Raw genomic sequence first — 16,602 nt, 5'->3', positions numbered from 1 at the left:
ATTTTACAAGATTTAAGCCGTTATTGCTTATCCACAAGGAGACAATTATGAATACACCCGTCAAAGTCTGGGATTGGAGTATCCGTGTTTTTCATTGGTGTTTACCCCTTTTGCTATTTTTACTTTGGTTCTCCGCCACTCAGAGCCAAAGCTTTGATGCCTTAGAACATCATATGCTCCTCGCGCAAATACTCATGGGGTTGCTCGTGTATCGGGTTATTTGGGGATTTATCGGAACGCCTGCCGCTCGTTTCAGTCGTTTTTTGGTCGGCCCAAAAACCCTAGTTGAATACACTCAGTCCATCCTGACCCGCAAGCCTTTACACTATGTTGGCCATAACCCGCTGGGTGGCTTGATGGTCATCGTCTTACTGGGTGCGGTTGGTTTTCAGCTACTTACAGGCTTGTATACCAGTGACGACATTCTATACTCGGGTCCCCTTTACAGCAGTGCCAGCCGAGATACAACGCGCTGGATGTCCAGTTGGCATCATCAGTTTTTTGATTACATCCTGATCTTAGTGGGTCTTCACCTGCTGGCCATTCTGATACACAAACTGATGGGAGAGGGGCTGGTAAAAGCCATGTTTACGGGCAATAAGCCATCAGAAGGTGCTCAGGATTTAGCAAAACTAGAACCCACGTTGGTATCCTTTCCGTGGATACGCTTTGTCATTGCTGTTTTTTTAGCCCTAGCGAGCGTGGCTTACATCTTCTATTTTTAAGGCACTCTGCTCTTTGCGTTGCATTGGATGCAGCAAAGAGTAGATAACGGGTACCAGCAACAGTCCCACCAGGGTTGAAAAACTTAAACCAAATACGATGGCCACCGCCAGTGGCCTCAACATTTCTGAGCCTTCACCTATACCAATTGCCAACGGCAGCATCCCCGCAACAGTGGTTAAGGTCGTCATCAAAATAGGCCTTAACCGAAGTTTTGCGGCTGCAATAATCGCCTCATCTCGCAACATGCCTCGGTCACGTTGCAATTCAATATACTCAACCAGGACGATTGCATTATTAACCACAATCCCCGCCAACATAATCATGCCTAGCCAAACGGGCATCGACAGCGGCATGCCGAGCAAGACCAAACCACCCGCAACACCTATGGCTGAAAAAGGCACACTCAGAATAATAATCACGGGGTTACGCAACGACTCGTACTGCACCGCCATCACCACAAACACTAAAAACAACGCCAGGCCTAATAAAATGCCCGTTAAGGCTTGTCCCTCTTGTAAGGCTTGACCGGCTCCTCCATCAAATCGAGAGTAGCCTTCGGGCATCTGCATATCCGCTAAACGCTGATCGATCTCCTGCATCACATTCGCTAAGGAGTAACCGTTCATTAAGGAGGCGCTGACGTCCACCACTCGCATTTGACTGTCACGACGAATATTACCGGGCGCTTGCACAACCGAGACACTCACCAAGTCCGATAGATAGACAGGATCAGCATTGCGACCATTGACGAACAGCATGACAGATTCAATATCTTGTATGTCTCGAGTCAAATCTGCTGAAAAACGAATACGGATATCGTAACTACGCCCTTGCTCAACATAGTCATTTACCACACGTCCTTCCAATGCCATCAGCAGTGCGCTATTGATGTCCACTACATCAATTCCAAGTGCCGCTGCTCGTTCTCTATCCACTCTAAAATCCAGCTCTTGGGTTTCTTCTTCCGCCGAAAACGCCAAGTTTTGTAGACCCGGAACCCCTGTTAACCGCTGCAGCGTTTCACGGGCTAAGCGATTAAGCTGTTCAAGATCATCGCCCTGAATGCGAATACTGATGTCATCATCGCCACTGCTGGTACGAATACCTCGCACCCCCTGAGGCCTCAGTCTGGCCTGAATACCCGCTAACTGCAGTTCAGCAATCGCGCGGTTGGTTCGATTAATCCACTCTTGTGAACTGAGTTCCCGATCCGATAAGGGCACGAGCTGAATGGTCATTGAGGCTTGATTGGCCGCTTCACGGGTGGAGCGGCCCCATACTCCGCCACCCGATACAACAAACAAACGCTCGACTAATGGGTCTTGCTGGATAAGATGCTCAATCAGCAAAACGCGCTGATCCATCTCTTCCAACGTAATATCCGGGTCGGCAATCAATCGCGCTTGTATCTGACCATCATCCATTGCGGGAAGAAAAATTTCGGCACCCTTCAAAAAAACGGGCGCGGCATATGCTAAGCCTGCCACGAAAACAATGGGGACCATCCAGCGTACCTTGAGCACCTTAGCAATAAACGCCGAATACGCCACTTGCAGACGGTAGATGCCAGCATCCACAATTTTTCTAAACCTCGAGGTTTTATGAGTAATCACACGTGCAGATAAGGCTGGAACAAGCGTCAACGCAATCACCATCGACGCCACAACTGCCGCCGAAATGGTGATGATCAGCTCACGGAACAAAAGCCCCACTAAGCCACCGACAAATAAGAAAGGTAAAATAGCGGCTAAATTTGTCGAAGTTGACGCTAAAATTGCAGAATTAACCTCTGCTGCTGCATTCGCCGCATCCTCATGACTGCCCTCACCTTCACGTTGATGCCGATAAATATTTTCCAGCATTACAATGGTGTTATCCACCAACATTCCTACGCCGAGGGCCAATCCACCTAACGTCATGATATTCAAGGTCAGGCCACTTGCGCCCATCAAGACAAAGGTCACCATTACAGCAATAGGAATGGCGCTACCAATGATTAGCGTCCGGCGAATATTGCCCAAAAAGAAATACACCACAGACATCGCTAAAAGTGCACCGCTGACCACCGCAATCACAGAGTTATTGAGCGCTTGTTTAACAAAATACGATTGATCAGACAGGGGTTGGATAAAGATATCGGCCGGTATTAAATCCTGATCCTTTAACCACTGCATTCGCGCGTTGACATTATCAGCGACAGTGATGGTGTTGGCATCAGGCTGACTCTGAATTGATAACTGAACACTGGGAATACCATCGGCTCGAACGCGTATACCTTCATCTTTATGTGTATCCAGGATTTGAGCTATTTCATCCAGATACACCACGCTGCCGTCAGCGAGACGGATCGTCAGTTGTGCCAACTCAGCCACTGACTCAAAGCGCCCACTAATCCGACCCGCAATGTCTTGACTGGCCCCCCGTAAGCGTCCTGCGGCATCTTGACGATGGTTACGGTTCAGCGCATCAATGACATCCTCAACATCTAAGCCCAAACTGGCAAGACGTTTGGGATCTGGCAAAATCCGAATTTCTCGCTCAAGCCCACCACCGACCTCCGCCGATGCCACTCCTGGTAGGTTAATAAACCACTTTGAAAACACATCGTCCGTCCAACTACGCAACTCAATCGAGTCCTTCAGTGCCGAACTGATGGCAAATTGCATCACCGGTATCTGCGACGGGTCGCGCTTAAAGATGGTGGGTTGTTCGACACTGCTGGGTAAAAAGCGGCGGGCTCGATCTAAGCGAGTACTGGCATCTCGCAGCGCGATATCAATATCCTTACCATAGGGAAAAATCAGGTCAACACTTGAGCGCCCAAGCTCGGTTGACGATTGAATACTCACCATATCCTCTGTTACGGCAAGCTGCTCTTCTAAGAAGCGCGTCACCTGATCTTCCATCACCAGCGCTGGCACGCCCGGATCGGTCACTGTCACCCGTATTTCAGGGTAAATCAAACGTGGGAGTAAATCGATAGAGAGTCGACCTAATGAAAAAAGACCGAGTATTACCACCGCCAACGCCAGCATGGTCACCCCGACGGGGTGCTCAATTGACCAGCCCGCAAGACCCGCACCATGACGTAGGTTAGCTTTTGACATCAGCCCGCTCCATTTCGCAAGGCTAAAGGTGTCACAGGCGTGACCCGACGACCATCAGTGAGCCCCATAAAACCACGAATGACAATGGACTCGCCATTGGACAGGCCCGCAATGACTTCCACTTGATCAGCAATACGCTGTCCTAGTTGAATGGACCGTTTTTCGACCTCATTATTTGGGTTCACCACATAGACATAGTTCTCACCCTCCACTCGAATGGCTGAGAAGGGAACCATCAAACGCTCAGCGATGGCACTGGTCAAGCGTACTCGAACCAACTGGCCGGATCGAGCCGATGACGGTAAACCGGATGCCGTAATCTCTAACTGGCCACGACGTGTTATCGGATCAATATCGGGATAGATGCGGCTAATGTACGCTGGAAAGCGCGATGAGCCTGCCGTATCCAACTGTAACTCAACTGCATCACCGACCGATAACAACACCAATTCCTGCTCCGACACTCTCAGATCCACTCGTAAGACTGAGGGATCTGACAGGCTCATCAGGTGTGTATTTTTAGCAACAAATGCACCAGGCTCCACCAAACGCTGCGTCACAACGCCAGCAAACGGCGCTGTCATTTTTGCAAAAGCCATACGAACATCCAACAACTCACGTTCAGCTCGCAAAACCGCTAAATCTGTTTCACGTCGTTGCAACTCTTCTGCCGAGATCAAATTTCGTCCTGCCAAGGAGCGAGCGCGTTGCAAATCACTGTCGGCACGACTGAGTTCTGCCATCACTCGACGACGCTGGGCACTCAGCTGCGTATCATCAAGCTCGGCTAGCAACGCTCCGGCCTCTACGCGATCACCCGGATGATAGGGCAAATGCAGAAGCTGTCCTTCTTCACGCGTGAATAAATCGAACGTCTGCTTCGCTCTTAAATTTCCTGTACGTACACGATCCGCGCCCACCATTACAGGAGTCACTTCAAACAACTCGACTAGGTGAGGACGAGGCGTTGGCACAGAGGCAGGATTGGCTGCCGTTTGAGCCTCACACCCAATTAGAGCAAACATTAAGATCAGTGTTAGCATGCACCATCGATAGTGCCAAGGAGGATGCATTGAGTACCTATTCATACTATTAAAAACACACAAATACCTACGAAAATAGACATGAACCCGATCATAGAGTTCGAGCTCTGGATTCGCCACCGATCTCAGCCACTTTTCACGGCCTTATCTTTGTCACCCTGATTAATGACATCAAAATACCATAGAAGTGCGTCACTATTACGTCTATTCAACGCTCTTTTACAAAAATAAAAAAGGCCGCAGCCCTGTCAATCAGGATGCGGCCTTGTTGTCAGTCTCGGTGAATTAGTGCCCTAATACCTGACTTAAGAAGAGTTTAGTACGCTCAGACTGTGGATTATTAAAGAAAGATTCAGGGTCGTTCTCTTCAATAATTTGACCGGCATCCATAAAGATGACGCGGTCTGCCACTTTCTTGGCAAAGCCCATTTCATGCGTCACGCAAAGCATCGTCATCCCTTCACCCGCCAACTCAACCATAACGTCCAGTACTTCTTTGATCATTTCAGGATCCAACGCCGAGGTTGGCTCATCAAAGAGCATGACACGTGGGTTCATACACAAACTACGTGCGATGGCCACACGTTGCTGCTGTCCACCCGATAACTGCCCTGGAAACTTATTGGCCTGATCCGGAATCTTCACACGCTCAAGAAATTTCATTGCAATTTTTTCGGCTTCTTTCTGTGGCATTTTTTTCACCCAGATTGGAGCCAACGTACAGTTTTGCAACACGGTCAGATGTGGGAATAAATTAAAGTGCTGAAACACCATCCCCACTTCTTTACGAATTTGTCCGATGTTCTTCAAGTCATTGTTTAAAATAACGCCATCAACAATGATGTCCCCTTCTTGGTGTTCTTCAAGATGGTTAATGCAACGAATCATCGTCGACTTTCCCGATCCAGACGGACCGCAGATAACGATTTTTTCGCCCATTTTGACATCCAAATTGATGTCTTTAAGCACATGGAACTCACCGTACCACTTGTTGACGTTTTTCAGAGTAATGATGTTGCCAGTTTCTTGTGTCATAAACCAAAACCCCTGTTAGCGCTTATGGCCGGTATTAAGTTTGTTTTCTAAATAAATACTGTAGCGTGACATACTGAAACAGAAGATCCAGAACATAAAGGCCACAAATAAATACCCCTCGGCGGGATAGCCTAGCCAAGCAGGGTCTGCCAAGGCTTGACGCACCATCCCCAAGATATCCAACAGACCAATAATCACGATCAAGCTGGTATCTTTAAACAAGGAAATCAAGGTGTTCACGATTCCTGGAATCATGATCTTCATTGCCTGAGGCAGTACAACCAAAAACATTTTTTGCCAGTAACTCAACCCCAACGCATCGGCACCTTCAAATTGCCCTTTGCTAAGCGCCTGTAAGCCACCCCTCACCACTTCGGCCATATAAGCCGACTGGAACATGACAATACCGATCAAGGCTCTCATCAATTTATCAGCATCTGTTCCGCCGACAAAAAACAAGGGCAACATAACGGAGGCCATGAAAAGGATCGTGATTAGCGGGACACCGCGCCAGAACTCAATAAAGATGACACAGACCATGCGTATCACAGGCATTTCGCTTCGGCGTCCTAACGCCAGCACCACACCAATAGGAATAGCGACCACTATACCAATCAAGGCCAGCACAAGCGTCAACATCAACCCGCCCCAACGATGCGTCGGGATGACTTCAAGACCGAAGCCGCCATATAGAAGCACGTAAGCCAATACCGGATACACGGTCAATGCCAAAATGGCCCCTAGCTTCTTGAACGGAATGCGCGGGATTGAGAGCCAAATCAAGAATCCAATCAATAGAATGAACGCCAAATTGGGCCGCCAATAGCTATCCTCCGGATAGAAGCCGTACATAAACAGGTTAAAACGTACACTGATGAAAACCCAGCAGGCTCCACCACTGGTACAATCGGCTCTGGACGAGCCAACCCAATCAGCATTCACAAACGCCCAACCCAAAAATGGCACCAAAACAGACCAGAGCACATAAGCGGTCAGCAAGGTGATCACGGTATTTGGGATACTTGAGAATAGATTTTTTCTTGCCCAGCCAATCGCACCAATTTCGGTTATGGGTGCAGGACGGGCAGGTTTGGGTACAAATTCAGACATATCTATCGCTCCACCAACGCCACACGACGGTTAAACCAGTTCATAAAGGCTGATACCAGCAGACTGATGGTTAAATACACCAACATTGTCATACTGATGATTTCGATGGCTTGCCCTGTCTGATTGAGTGTTGTTCCTGCAAATACAGACACCAAATCGGGATACCCTATCGCGGTTGCCAAAGATGAGTTCTTTGTTAGGTTCAAGTATTGGCTCGTCATTGGAGGAATCATGACGCGCATAGCTTGCGGCAGAATGACTAATTTCATTCTATGCCCTTCGTTAAGACCTAGCGCTCGACAGGCTTCTGTTTGTCCATGAGAGACGGACTCAATGCCTGAACGAACGATCTCACCGATATAGGTACTGGTATAGATGGTTAACGCAAACCACAAAGCAATCAGCTCAGGAAGGATTGTGATCCCACCTCGGAAGTTAAGCCCTCTTAACTCAGGGTAATCCAACATAATTGGACGTCCAGTGATAAAAAAGCCAATCACAGCCGTACCAAACAATATGGCAATGGATGTCCAAAACACAGGGAACTGCTGACCCGTATCGCGCATTCTACGTTTTGCCCAAATAGTGAGGGCGACTACCGCCACCACAGCGGCCACTAACAGCGCGATATAAAAGGAAAACCCAGCATCAGGAACCGGTTTGGGTACGAACACACCCCGTATATTGATAAAAATGCTTTCCCCAAACGATAAGCTATCTCGTGGCCTTGGTAGAGTTTGTAGCACCACGTAATACCAAAAGAAGATCTGTAACAACAGCGGTATATTTCGTAGAATTTCCACGTAGACCATGGAGATTTTTCGCAGCAGCCAGTTCGGTGATATCCGGCTGATACCAACCACCACTCCCAAAAAGGTTGCAGCAATAACCCCCAAGAAAGAGACAAGCAAGGTGTTTAATAAGCCGACAAAGAAAGTACGACCAAACGTAAAGGTTTCGTTATATTCAATAAGTGTTTGTGAAATACCAAACCCAGCGGGTTGACTTAAAAAACCAAACCCTGTGGATATGCCTCGTTGATTTAAGTTTGTCATGACGTTACCTACAATCGTCATAACAAAATAAAGCAATAGGCCCAGAATTAACGCTTGAAAGAAAAGACTTCTCGCCGTTGGATTGTAAAACAGACGAGAAAGCCCATTACGGTTATTTGGATTCATGATGTAATCAGCCCCATAAACGGCTAGGAAAGCCCAGCAAAATCGAAGCGACCAGCACAAGCAAGGGATCTCCTTGCTCGGCTGATCATTAGGCTAATAACCGATTAACGGACAGGAGGCGCGTATTGCAGACCACCATCGGACCACAGCGCGTTCAAACCACGAGAAATGTTCAGCGGTGAGCCAGTACCAACGGTACGCTCAAACACTTCACCATAGTTACCCACTTGTTTAGAAATGTTGAATGCCCAGTCATTGCTGACGCCCAACAATTCACCCATATTGCCACTTACACCCAAGAAACGCTGGATTCCAGGGTCATTAGAGGACTTCATTTCCTCTGCATTGGCTGTTGTAATACCCATTTCTTCAGCATTGATCATGGCGTAAAGAGACCATTTCACAACGTTGAACCAAGCATCATCGCCTTGACGAACAACAGGACCTAAAGGCTCTTTAGAAATAACTTCTGGCAGAACAACGGCTGAATCTGGATCAGAAAGTTGGATTCTTAACGCGTAAAGTTGAGATTGGTCAGAGGTTAATACATCACAACGACCCGCTTCAAAACCACCAACGGTTTGATCAGATGTATCGTAAAGAACAGGCTCGTAGCTCATGCCGTTCACACGGAAGTAATCCGCCAGGTTAAGCTCGGTTGTCGTACCGGATTGGATACAAACAGACGCTCCATCCAATTCTTTGGCGGTGTCTACGCCTAAATCTTTGCTAACCAGGAAGCCTTGACCATCGTAGTAATTCACACCGGTAAAATTCAGACCCAGTGACGCATCACGTGTCAGTGTCCAAGTTGTGTTACGGGATAAAATATCGATCTCGCCTGATTGCAGTGCGGTAAAGCGCTCGGTTGCTGTGAGTGATACAAAGTTTACTTTTTCGGCATCACCAAAAACAGCCGCCGCAACTGCACGGCATACATCAGCATCGATGCCTTGCCAACGACCAGAACTGTCGGTTGCCGAGAAGCCAGGAAGACCATCACTGACACCACACTGCACTGCGCCTCTGTTTTTAACCGTTTCCAATGTGTTCGCATGAGCTCCAGCAGTTGCCATAATCGCGACTGTAGCGCCTACAAGTGTTGCAATCTTCTTCATGTAAAATCTCCCATGAACATTATTTATTGTTTTACGCAACATTAAGATGTCACGCATAAACGCCCGAGAGATAATGCAATCCGCATGCCAAAGAGGTGTAACTACTTCAGAAGGAGGAATCTTCGAGCGTTCATGCCGCTTCTATTTATTTAAAGGCTTTAGCCTTGATAGAAAATAGCGCAAAAAATGGAAGATGAACAGCAGAATTTTAGTAAAAAGCGCAGTTTTGGTGCATTATTTTTTAATAATGGTCTAAAAACCTAGTTCGCTATCTAAGGATTGAAACTAAAAATAGACTTCAAACATAAAATGCAGATCTCTTATAACCAAGGCATAAATTAACCTTTGTTAATTAAGAAATTAGTTATAGGGAAAGGGGTGTAAGTAAAAAATTTTAAAACAAAAAAAGAGGGCTAGTACAGCCCTCTTCAGCGGTAAGATGCTTAACGAACCGTCACGTCTAGCAAGCCAGCCTCATAACGATCCGCCATATTTTCAAGTGAAATCGGCGTAATTTTGCTCGCATGACCCGCCGTACCAAAGGCTTCATAACGTGCGATACATACATCTCTCATCGCCGTCATTGTTTCTTTTAGGTACTTACGCGGATCAAATTCTGATGGATGCTGCGCTAGGAAGCGGCGCACAGCGCCCGTTGAAGCCAAACGCAAGTCGGTATCAATATTCACTTTGCGCACACCGTGCTTAATCCCTTGTACGATTTCCTCTACAGGCACACCATAGGTTTCTGGAATTTCACCACCGAATTCGTTGATGATCGCCAGCCAGTCTTGTGGTACAGAGGACGAACCGTGCATCACGAGATGGGTGTCTGGAATACGCGCATGAATCGCTTTGATTCGCTCAATGGCCAGGGTATCGCCTGTGGGTGGACGGCTAAACTTGTACGCACCATGGCTGGTGCCAATAGCAATTGCCAACGCGTCAACACCGGTTTTCTTAACAAAGTCCGCAGCCTCTTCTGGGTCTGTCAGCATTTGATCGTGAGACAGGATGCCTTCGGCTCCAATGCCATCTTCTTCGCCAGCCTGCCCTGTTTCAAGGGATCCTAAACAGCCCAGTTCCCCCTCAACAGAAACACCGCAAGCGTGCGCCATTTCAACGGTGCGACGCGTCACGTCAACGTTGTACTCATAGGTTGTCGGTGTTTTGCCATCTGGGCCTAACGAGCCGTCCATCATCACAGAGGAAAAACCCATCGCGATTGAACGCTGGCAAACCGCTGGACTGGTGCCATGATCTTGGTGCATGCACACAGGAATTTGCGGAAACTCTTCAATGGCAGCCAGAATCATATGACGCAGGAAGTTTGAACCTGCATACTTACGTGCCCCAGCAGATGCTTGCACGATAACAGGTGAGTTGGTTTTTGCGGCCGCTTCCATAATTGCACGCATTTGTTCTAGGTTATTTACGTTAAACGCAGGTATGCCATAACCGTATTCTGCTGCATGATCCAGCAGCTGTCGCATAGAAATAAGAGCCATCAGAAATCCTCAACTGACTAAATTTAAAATAATTTTATTCTGCTGCACGCTGCTCAAGCATGGCGACAGCGGGCAATACCTTACCCTCTACAAATTCAAGAAATGCACCACCGCCTGTTGAAATATAAGACACTTGTGCTGCAATTTCATATTTATCGACGGCGGCCAAGGTGTCACCCCCACCCGCAATCGAGAAGGCATCGCTTTCCGCTATGGCTAAGGAAACCGTCTTTGTGCCTTCACCAAACTGGTCAAACTCAAACACACCAACGGGGCCGTTCCAAATAATCGTCCCAGCCGATTTCAGTAACGCAGCGAGATTCTGAGCTGATTGAGGACCTATATCCAAAATCATCTCATCTTCTGCGACCTCGTCCACTAGCTTAATAACAGCGTCTGCCGTCTCAGAAAACTCTTTGGCCACAACCACGTCGACAGGCAACGGAATGTTCACTTTGGCCATCAAGGCTTGAGCGGCTGGAATCAAATCATGCTCGCACAGTGATTTTCCAACAGGCTTACCTGCTGCGGCTAAGAAGGTATTCGCTATCCCACCGCCTACAATTAACTGATCGCACTGATCGGATAAGGAGTTCAGTACTTCAAGCTTTGTGGACACCTTCGACCCACCGACGATCGCCATCATCGGACGCACAGGATTCGCCAACGCCTTTTCAAGCGCATCCAGCTCATTGGCTAAGAGAGGTCCAGCACAGGCAATCGGCGCAAACTTAGCAACACCGTGCGTTGATGCCTGAGCACGATGGGCCGTACCAAAGGCATCCATAACAAAGACGTCACATAAGTCCGCCATGGCTTTAGCAAGTGCGTCATTATCCTTTTTTTCACCCGCATTGAAGCGAACGTTTTCCAGTAATACCAAGTCCCCTTCCGCCACTTCAAATGGCGTGTTAATCCAATTACGAATCAGGGGAACTGGACGCTTTAACACCCCAGACAAGTATTCAGCAACGGGCGCTAAAGAATATTTTTCGTCAAACTCACCTTCGGTTGGACGTCCCAGGTGAGACATAACCATGACTTTAGCACCGGCTTTCAATGCCAACTCAATGGTGGGTAAAGAGGCGCGGATTCTGGCATCAGAGGTAACCTTGCCATCCTTAACTGGAACATTAAGATCTTCGCGGATCAACACCCGTTTACCGGATAGATCCAAATCTGTCATCTTAAGCACGCTCATACTGAGTAGTCCTGTTTTGTCTGAGTAGTTTAATTAAAAAGTTAACGTTGATTTAACCAATACTGCGCTACATCCAGCATACGATTAGCATAAGCCCATTCATTATCAAACCAACACATCAGCTTAAGTAAGCGTCCACCTGACACCCGGGTCTGCGTCCCATCGACAATGGTCGAGCGATGATCACCGTTAAAATCAACGGAGGCATGCGGCTCTTCTGTGTAGCCAACCAAACCGAAGTGTGCAGTTGACTCCGCATAGTCTTTCAGCAAGCGGTTCACCTCTGCAGGCGTTGTCGACCGCTCAACATTGACTGAAAGATCCATTAAAGACACGTTAATGGTCGGCACCCGAACATGCAAACATTCGAAACGACCTGCAAGGTGGGGCAATAATCGATCAATGCCTTTACTTAATCCCGTATCCACTGGAATGATCGAATGCAAAGCACTTCGCGTCAAACGTAGATCGGTATGATGGTAACTATCAATCACGGGCTGATCGTTCATCGCAGAATGGATCGTCGTTGTGACACCATTCAGGATACCATAGGCTTTATCCAGCACATCCAACACCGGGATTAAGCAGTTCGTGGTACAAGATGCGGCGGATAACAAACGATGCTCAGGTTTAATCAAGTGATGATTAAAGCCATACACCACCGTTGCATCAATATCAGGTTCAGCTGGATGCGAAAACAACAAGCGCTTAGCACCGCTGCGTAAATGCTGCTCGGCAGCCTCACGGCTCGAAAAACTGCCCGAGCACTCCATCACCAAATCAATGTCCAGTGACTGCCAAGGCAATTCGTTCGCGCACGAGATTCCCAACACCTGTATTGAATCCTGGCCGATCAACAACTGATCGTGCTGATGAGAGACCGACAAGGGAAAGCGCCCATGCGTCGTATCGTAACGTGTTAGATACGCCAAGGTTTCAATATCGGCTAACTCATTGAGCGCTACAATCTTAAGATCTGATTGCAGCCCTCTTTGATACACCGCTCTAAGCAGACTTTGGCCTATACGACCGTAACCATTGATCGCAACTCGAAACGTCATTCTACTGCTCTCATCAACACGCCTGCTCAGGTGGTGGTATTGTTAAACGTTGATAACGGAGTTTGCCGTTTTTACTAGGTTATCAAGGGTAAATCCAAAGTGAGCAAACAGCTCATTTGCTGGGGCAGACTCACCGAATGACGTCATTCCCACGATCGCACCTTGCAAACCGACATATTTGTACCAGAAGTCAGCCTGAGCCGCTTCAACCGCCACTCTTGCAGTGACTGCAGCCGGAAGGACTTGTTCACGGTAAGTGGCATCTTGTTTATCAAAACGCTCAGTACAGGGCATAGAGACAACACGTACCGCTTTACCTTCAGCGCTGAGTGCATGCGCTGCGTTAACCGCCAACTCCACCTCAGAGCCTGTCGCAATCAAAATAACATCGGGCACGCCAGCACTGTCTAGCAAAATATAGCCACCGCGCGCGATGTCAGCCACCTGCTCCGTAGAGCGTGGTTGATGTGCTAAGTTCTGACGAGAGAAAATCAAAGCGCTGGGACCGTCTACGCGCATAACAGCAGATTTCCAAGCCACGGCCGATTCCACCGCATCGCAAGGACGCCAAGTTTCCATGTTCGGTGTATGACGCAGGTTAGAGATTTGCTCAATCGGCTGATGTGTTGGTCCATCTTCCCCTAAGCCGATGGAGTCATGGGTATACACGAAAATAACACGCTGTTTCATTAATGCCGCCATGCGAACTGCATTGCGTGCATACTCCATGAAAACAAGGAAGGTGGCGCCATAAGGGATGAAGCCGCCATGAAGGGCAATGCCATTCATGATTGCGCTCATGCCAAACTCACGAACACCGTAATAGACGTAGTTACCCGCCGCATCGTCTTTGCTGACGCCTTTCGCGCCAGCCCACAGCGTCAAGTTAGAACCCGCCAAGTCAGCCGACCCACCCAAAAACTCAGGCAAAATCGGTCCTAACGCATTGAGTGCATTTTGCGAGGCTTTACGCGTCGCAATGGTTTCGCCTTTAGCCGCAATGTCTGCGATCCAAGCATCAACCTGTGTTTCGAAATCCGCAGGCAAGTCGCCACTTAAACGACGCAACAGCTCCGTGGCCAACTCAGGATAGGCTGCATTATAGGCAGCTAAGCGCTCATTCCAGTCATTTTCAGCATGCTGGCCGGCTTCACGCGCATCCCAGTCATCGTAAATTTCCCCTGGAACATCAAAGGGTAGATGTGGCCACTGCAATTGCTCACGTGCCAGTAACACTTCATCGTCACCAAGAGGCGCGCCGTGACAATCTTCTTTACCCTGTTTATTGGGCGATCCAAAGCCAATAATGGTTTTGCAGCAGATTAACGTGGGTTGCTCTGTATTGGCTTGCGCCTCTTCAATTGCTGCACGGATCTGATCTGCATCGTGACCGTCAACATCAGCAATCACATGCCAGCCGTAGGCTTCAAAGCGTGCTGGGGTATTATCGGTGAACCAACCTTCAACCTCGCCATCAATTGAAATGCCGTTATTATCCCAAAATGCAATGAGTTTACCTAAGCCAAGTGTTCCTGCCAAAGAGCAAGCTTCGTGAGAAATACCTTCCATTAGGCAGCCATCACCTAAGAATGTGTAGGTGTAATGGTTGATAATGTCATGACCTTCTCTATTGAACTGAGCAGCAAGCACTTTTTCAGCGAGAGCAAAACCCACGGCATTGGTGATCCCTTGGCCCAAAGGTCCCGTAGTGGTTTCAACGCCAGGACAATAGCCATACTCTGGATGCCCAGCTGTTTTGCTGTGCAGCTGACGGAAGTTCTTCAAATCTTCGATGGAGACATCGTAACCGGACAAATGCAGCAAAGAGTATATCAGCATTGAGCCATGCCCGTTTGAGAGTACAAAACGGTCACGATCAAACCACAAAGGATTAGCCGGATTATGTTTCAGGAAGTCGTTCCATAGGACTTCAGCTATATCAGCCATTCCCATGGGGGCTCCGGGGTGACCGGATTTTGCTTTCTGGACAGCGTCCATGCTCAATGCACGAATAGCATTGGCAAGTTCACGGCGAGAGGACATTGACTCAACTCCTGGGTCTAAACCCAATTAGATTTTGGTTCGGATAATTTAGTTGCTAATTTTCGCCCAGATAGGGCTTAGCTTCAAATGCAATTCACCTAAAAGAGAGAATTTCATACGAAAACACAGAATATTTCACCCTAAATGGGCAATTCAATTATGAAAAACCTAGCCAGAGCCGTTAAAATGTCGGCAAAGGCCTAAATAAAAACCCTTACCCTTTTGAGGATATAGTCCGGATATGAGCGAATACACACTGTTTACGTCAGAATCGGTGTCTGAAGGACACCCAGACAAAATAGCTGATCAGATTTCCGATGCTGTTTTGGATGCCATTATCGCACGCGATAAGCACGCACGTGTTGCGTGTGAAACACTGGTCAAAACAGGTGTCGCCATTGTAGCAGGCGAAATCAGCACCAGCGCGTGGGTTGATCTAGAAGACCTCGTGCGTAAAGTGATCAGCGACATAGGCTACACATCATCGGATGTTGGATACGACGGTGCCACCTGCGGCGTCATTAACCTGATTGGCAAACAGTCACTCGATATCGCTCAAGGCGTTGATCGGAGCAAGCCCGAAGACCAAGGCGCAGGCGATCAAGGTTTAATGTTTGGCTATGCCACCAACGAAACCGAGTCCTATATGCCAGCCCCCATTCATTACGCGCACCGTTTGGTCGAGCGCCAAGCCGAGTTGCGTAAAAATGGCATGCTGCCTTGGTTACGTCCCGATGCAAAAAGCCAAATCACGTTCCGTTATGATGACCAAGGCAAGCCTTGTGCCGTTGATGCAGTTGTACTCTCTACCCAGCATGCACCGGATATCAATCAAGAAGATCTGCGCCGCATGGTACGCCGTGAAATTATTGAAGCCGTCATCCCGGCTGAATGGTTGTCTGACTCTACACGCTACCATATCAACCCAACGGGCAAGTTTGTAATCGGCGGCCCTGTCGGTGATTGTGGCTTGACTGGGCGCAAAATAATCGTCGATACTTACGGCGGCATGGCACGCCATGGCGGCGGTGCGTTCTCGGGTAAAGACCCTTCTAAAGTCGACCGTTCAGCGGCTTATGCGGGTCGTTATGTTGCCAAAAACATCGTTGCCTCTGGTTTAGCTGACCGCTGTGAAATCCAAGTGTCTTATGCAATTGGTGTCGCCGAACCGACGTCTGTGTCGATCAACACCTTCGGAACAGGCAAAGTGAGTGATGCACGAATTATCGAACTGGTCAAACAGACCTTCGACCTACGCCCCTATGCGATTACACGCATGCTGGATCTGTTGCATCCTATGTATCAATTAACAGCCGCCTACGGCCATTTTGGTCGTGAGCCTTTTGAAACCACCTATTCATGGACTGATGTTGATGGCAAAGAACAAAGTGAAACATTTACGGCCTTCCCTTGGGAAAAGACAGATCGAGCCGACGCACTTAGAGCTGCAGCCGGACTGTAATCAGGGC

At 48.2% G+C, this 16,602-nt stretch carries 12 protein-coding genes; 2 read left to right on the top strand and 10 right to left on the bottom strand.

Going from position 1 to position 16,602, the window contains the following annotated elements; genetic code table 11:
• Positions 1 to 47 precede the first annotated feature (47 nt).
• Positions 48 to 725 carry a cytochrome b/b6 domain-containing protein gene (locus F5971_RS06015; protein WP_036507645.1) on the top strand — a complete coding sequence of 226 codons (678 nt, stop codon included), beginning with the start codon at positions 48 to 50 and terminating at the stop codon, positions 723 to 725.
• Here the strand turns inward: F5971_RS06015 and F5971_RS06010 are convergent.
• The 10 genes from F5971_RS06010 to tkt all read right to left on the bottom strand — a co-directional run bounded on the left by F5971_RS06010 (position 693) and on the right by tkt (position 15,133).
• Complete coding sequence (locus F5971_RS06010) at positions 693 to 3,833, bottom strand: efflux RND transporter permease subunit (protein ID WP_193494417.1); 3,141 nt, start codon at positions 3,831 to 3,833, stop codon at positions 693 to 695. The genes F5971_RS06015 and F5971_RS06010 overlap by 33 nt on opposite strands.
• On the bottom strand, positions 3,833 to 4,906 hold the full coding sequence (locus F5971_RS06005) for an efflux RND transporter periplasmic adaptor subunit (protein WP_223116268.1): 1,074 nt from the start codon (positions 4,904 to 4,906) through the stop codon (positions 3,833 to 3,835). The genes F5971_RS06010 and F5971_RS06005 overlap by 1 nt, the downstream gene beginning before the upstream one ends.
• A gap of 255 nt (positions 4,907 to 5,161) precedes the next feature.
• A complete protein-coding gene (locus tag F5971_RS06000; RefSeq protein WP_036507643.1) occupies positions 5,162 to 5,911 on the bottom strand; it encodes an amino acid ABC transporter ATP-binding protein in 750 nt (249 codons plus the stop codon).
• A gap of 15 nt (positions 5,912 to 5,926) precedes the next feature.
• Positions 5,927 to 7,021 (bottom strand): amino acid ABC transporter permease, encoded by a 1,095-nt coding sequence (locus F5971_RS05995; RefSeq protein ID WP_193494415.1) that lies wholly within the window; start codon positions 7,019 to 7,021, stop codon positions 5,927 to 5,929.
• A gap of 2 nt (positions 7,022 to 7,023) precedes the next feature.
• Complete coding sequence (locus tag F5971_RS05990; protein ID WP_193494414.1) at positions 7,024 to 8,202, bottom strand: amino acid ABC transporter permease; 1,179 nt, start codon at positions 8,200 to 8,202, stop codon at positions 7,024 to 7,026.
• Between the two features lie 104 nt (positions 8,203 to 8,306).
• Entirely contained in the window at positions 8,307 to 9,320 is a 1,014-nt protein-coding gene (locus tag F5971_RS05985; RefSeq protein WP_193494413.1) for an amino acid ABC transporter substrate-binding protein, read from the bottom strand.
• A gap of 443 nt (positions 9,321 to 9,763) precedes the next feature.
• On the bottom strand, positions 9,764 to 10,828 hold the full coding sequence (gene fba / locus F5971_RS05980) for a class II fructose-bisphosphate aldolase (protein ID WP_193494412.1): 1,065 nt from the start codon (positions 10,826 to 10,828) through the stop codon (positions 9,764 to 9,766).
• Positions 10,829 to 10,862: 34 nt separating this feature from the next.
• Positions 10,863 to 12,029: a phosphoglycerate kinase gene (locus F5971_RS05975; RefSeq protein WP_036507640.1), complete on the bottom strand. Its 1,167-nt coding sequence runs from the start codon at positions 12,027 to 12,029 to the stop codon at positions 10,863 to 10,865.
• Between the two features lie 41 nt (positions 12,030 to 12,070).
• Entirely contained in the window at positions 12,071 to 13,090 is a 1,020-nt protein-coding gene (locus tag F5971_RS05970; protein ID WP_036507638.1) for a type I glyceraldehyde-3-phosphate dehydrogenase, read from the bottom strand.
• A 42-nt stretch (positions 13,091 to 13,132) separates the two neighbouring features.
• Positions 13,133 to 15,133, bottom strand: coding sequence for a transketolase (tkt, locus tag F5971_RS05965; RefSeq protein ID WP_193494411.1), 2,001 nt, complete (start codon positions 15,131 to 15,133; stop codon positions 13,133 to 13,135).
• Between the two features lie 241 nt (positions 15,134 to 15,374).
• On the opposite strand from tkt, the gene metK reads away from it, so the two are divergent.
• Positions 15,375 to 16,595 carry a methionine adenosyltransferase gene (gene metK, locus F5971_RS05960; RefSeq protein WP_193494410.1) on the top strand — a complete coding sequence of 407 codons (1,221 nt, stop codon included), beginning with the start codon at positions 15,375 to 15,377 and terminating at the stop codon, positions 16,593 to 16,595.
• Positions 16,596 to 16,602: the final 7 nt, after the last annotated feature.

Origin of the sequence: Nitrincola alkalisediminis (assembly GCF_009821115.1) — a bacterium.
In the GTDB taxonomy this organism is placed as follows: Bacteria; Pseudomonadota; Gammaproteobacteria; order Pseudomonadales; family Balneatricaceae; genus Nitrincola; species Nitrincola alkalisediminis.
This window is presented reverse-complemented; position numbering and strand designations above follow the sequence as displayed.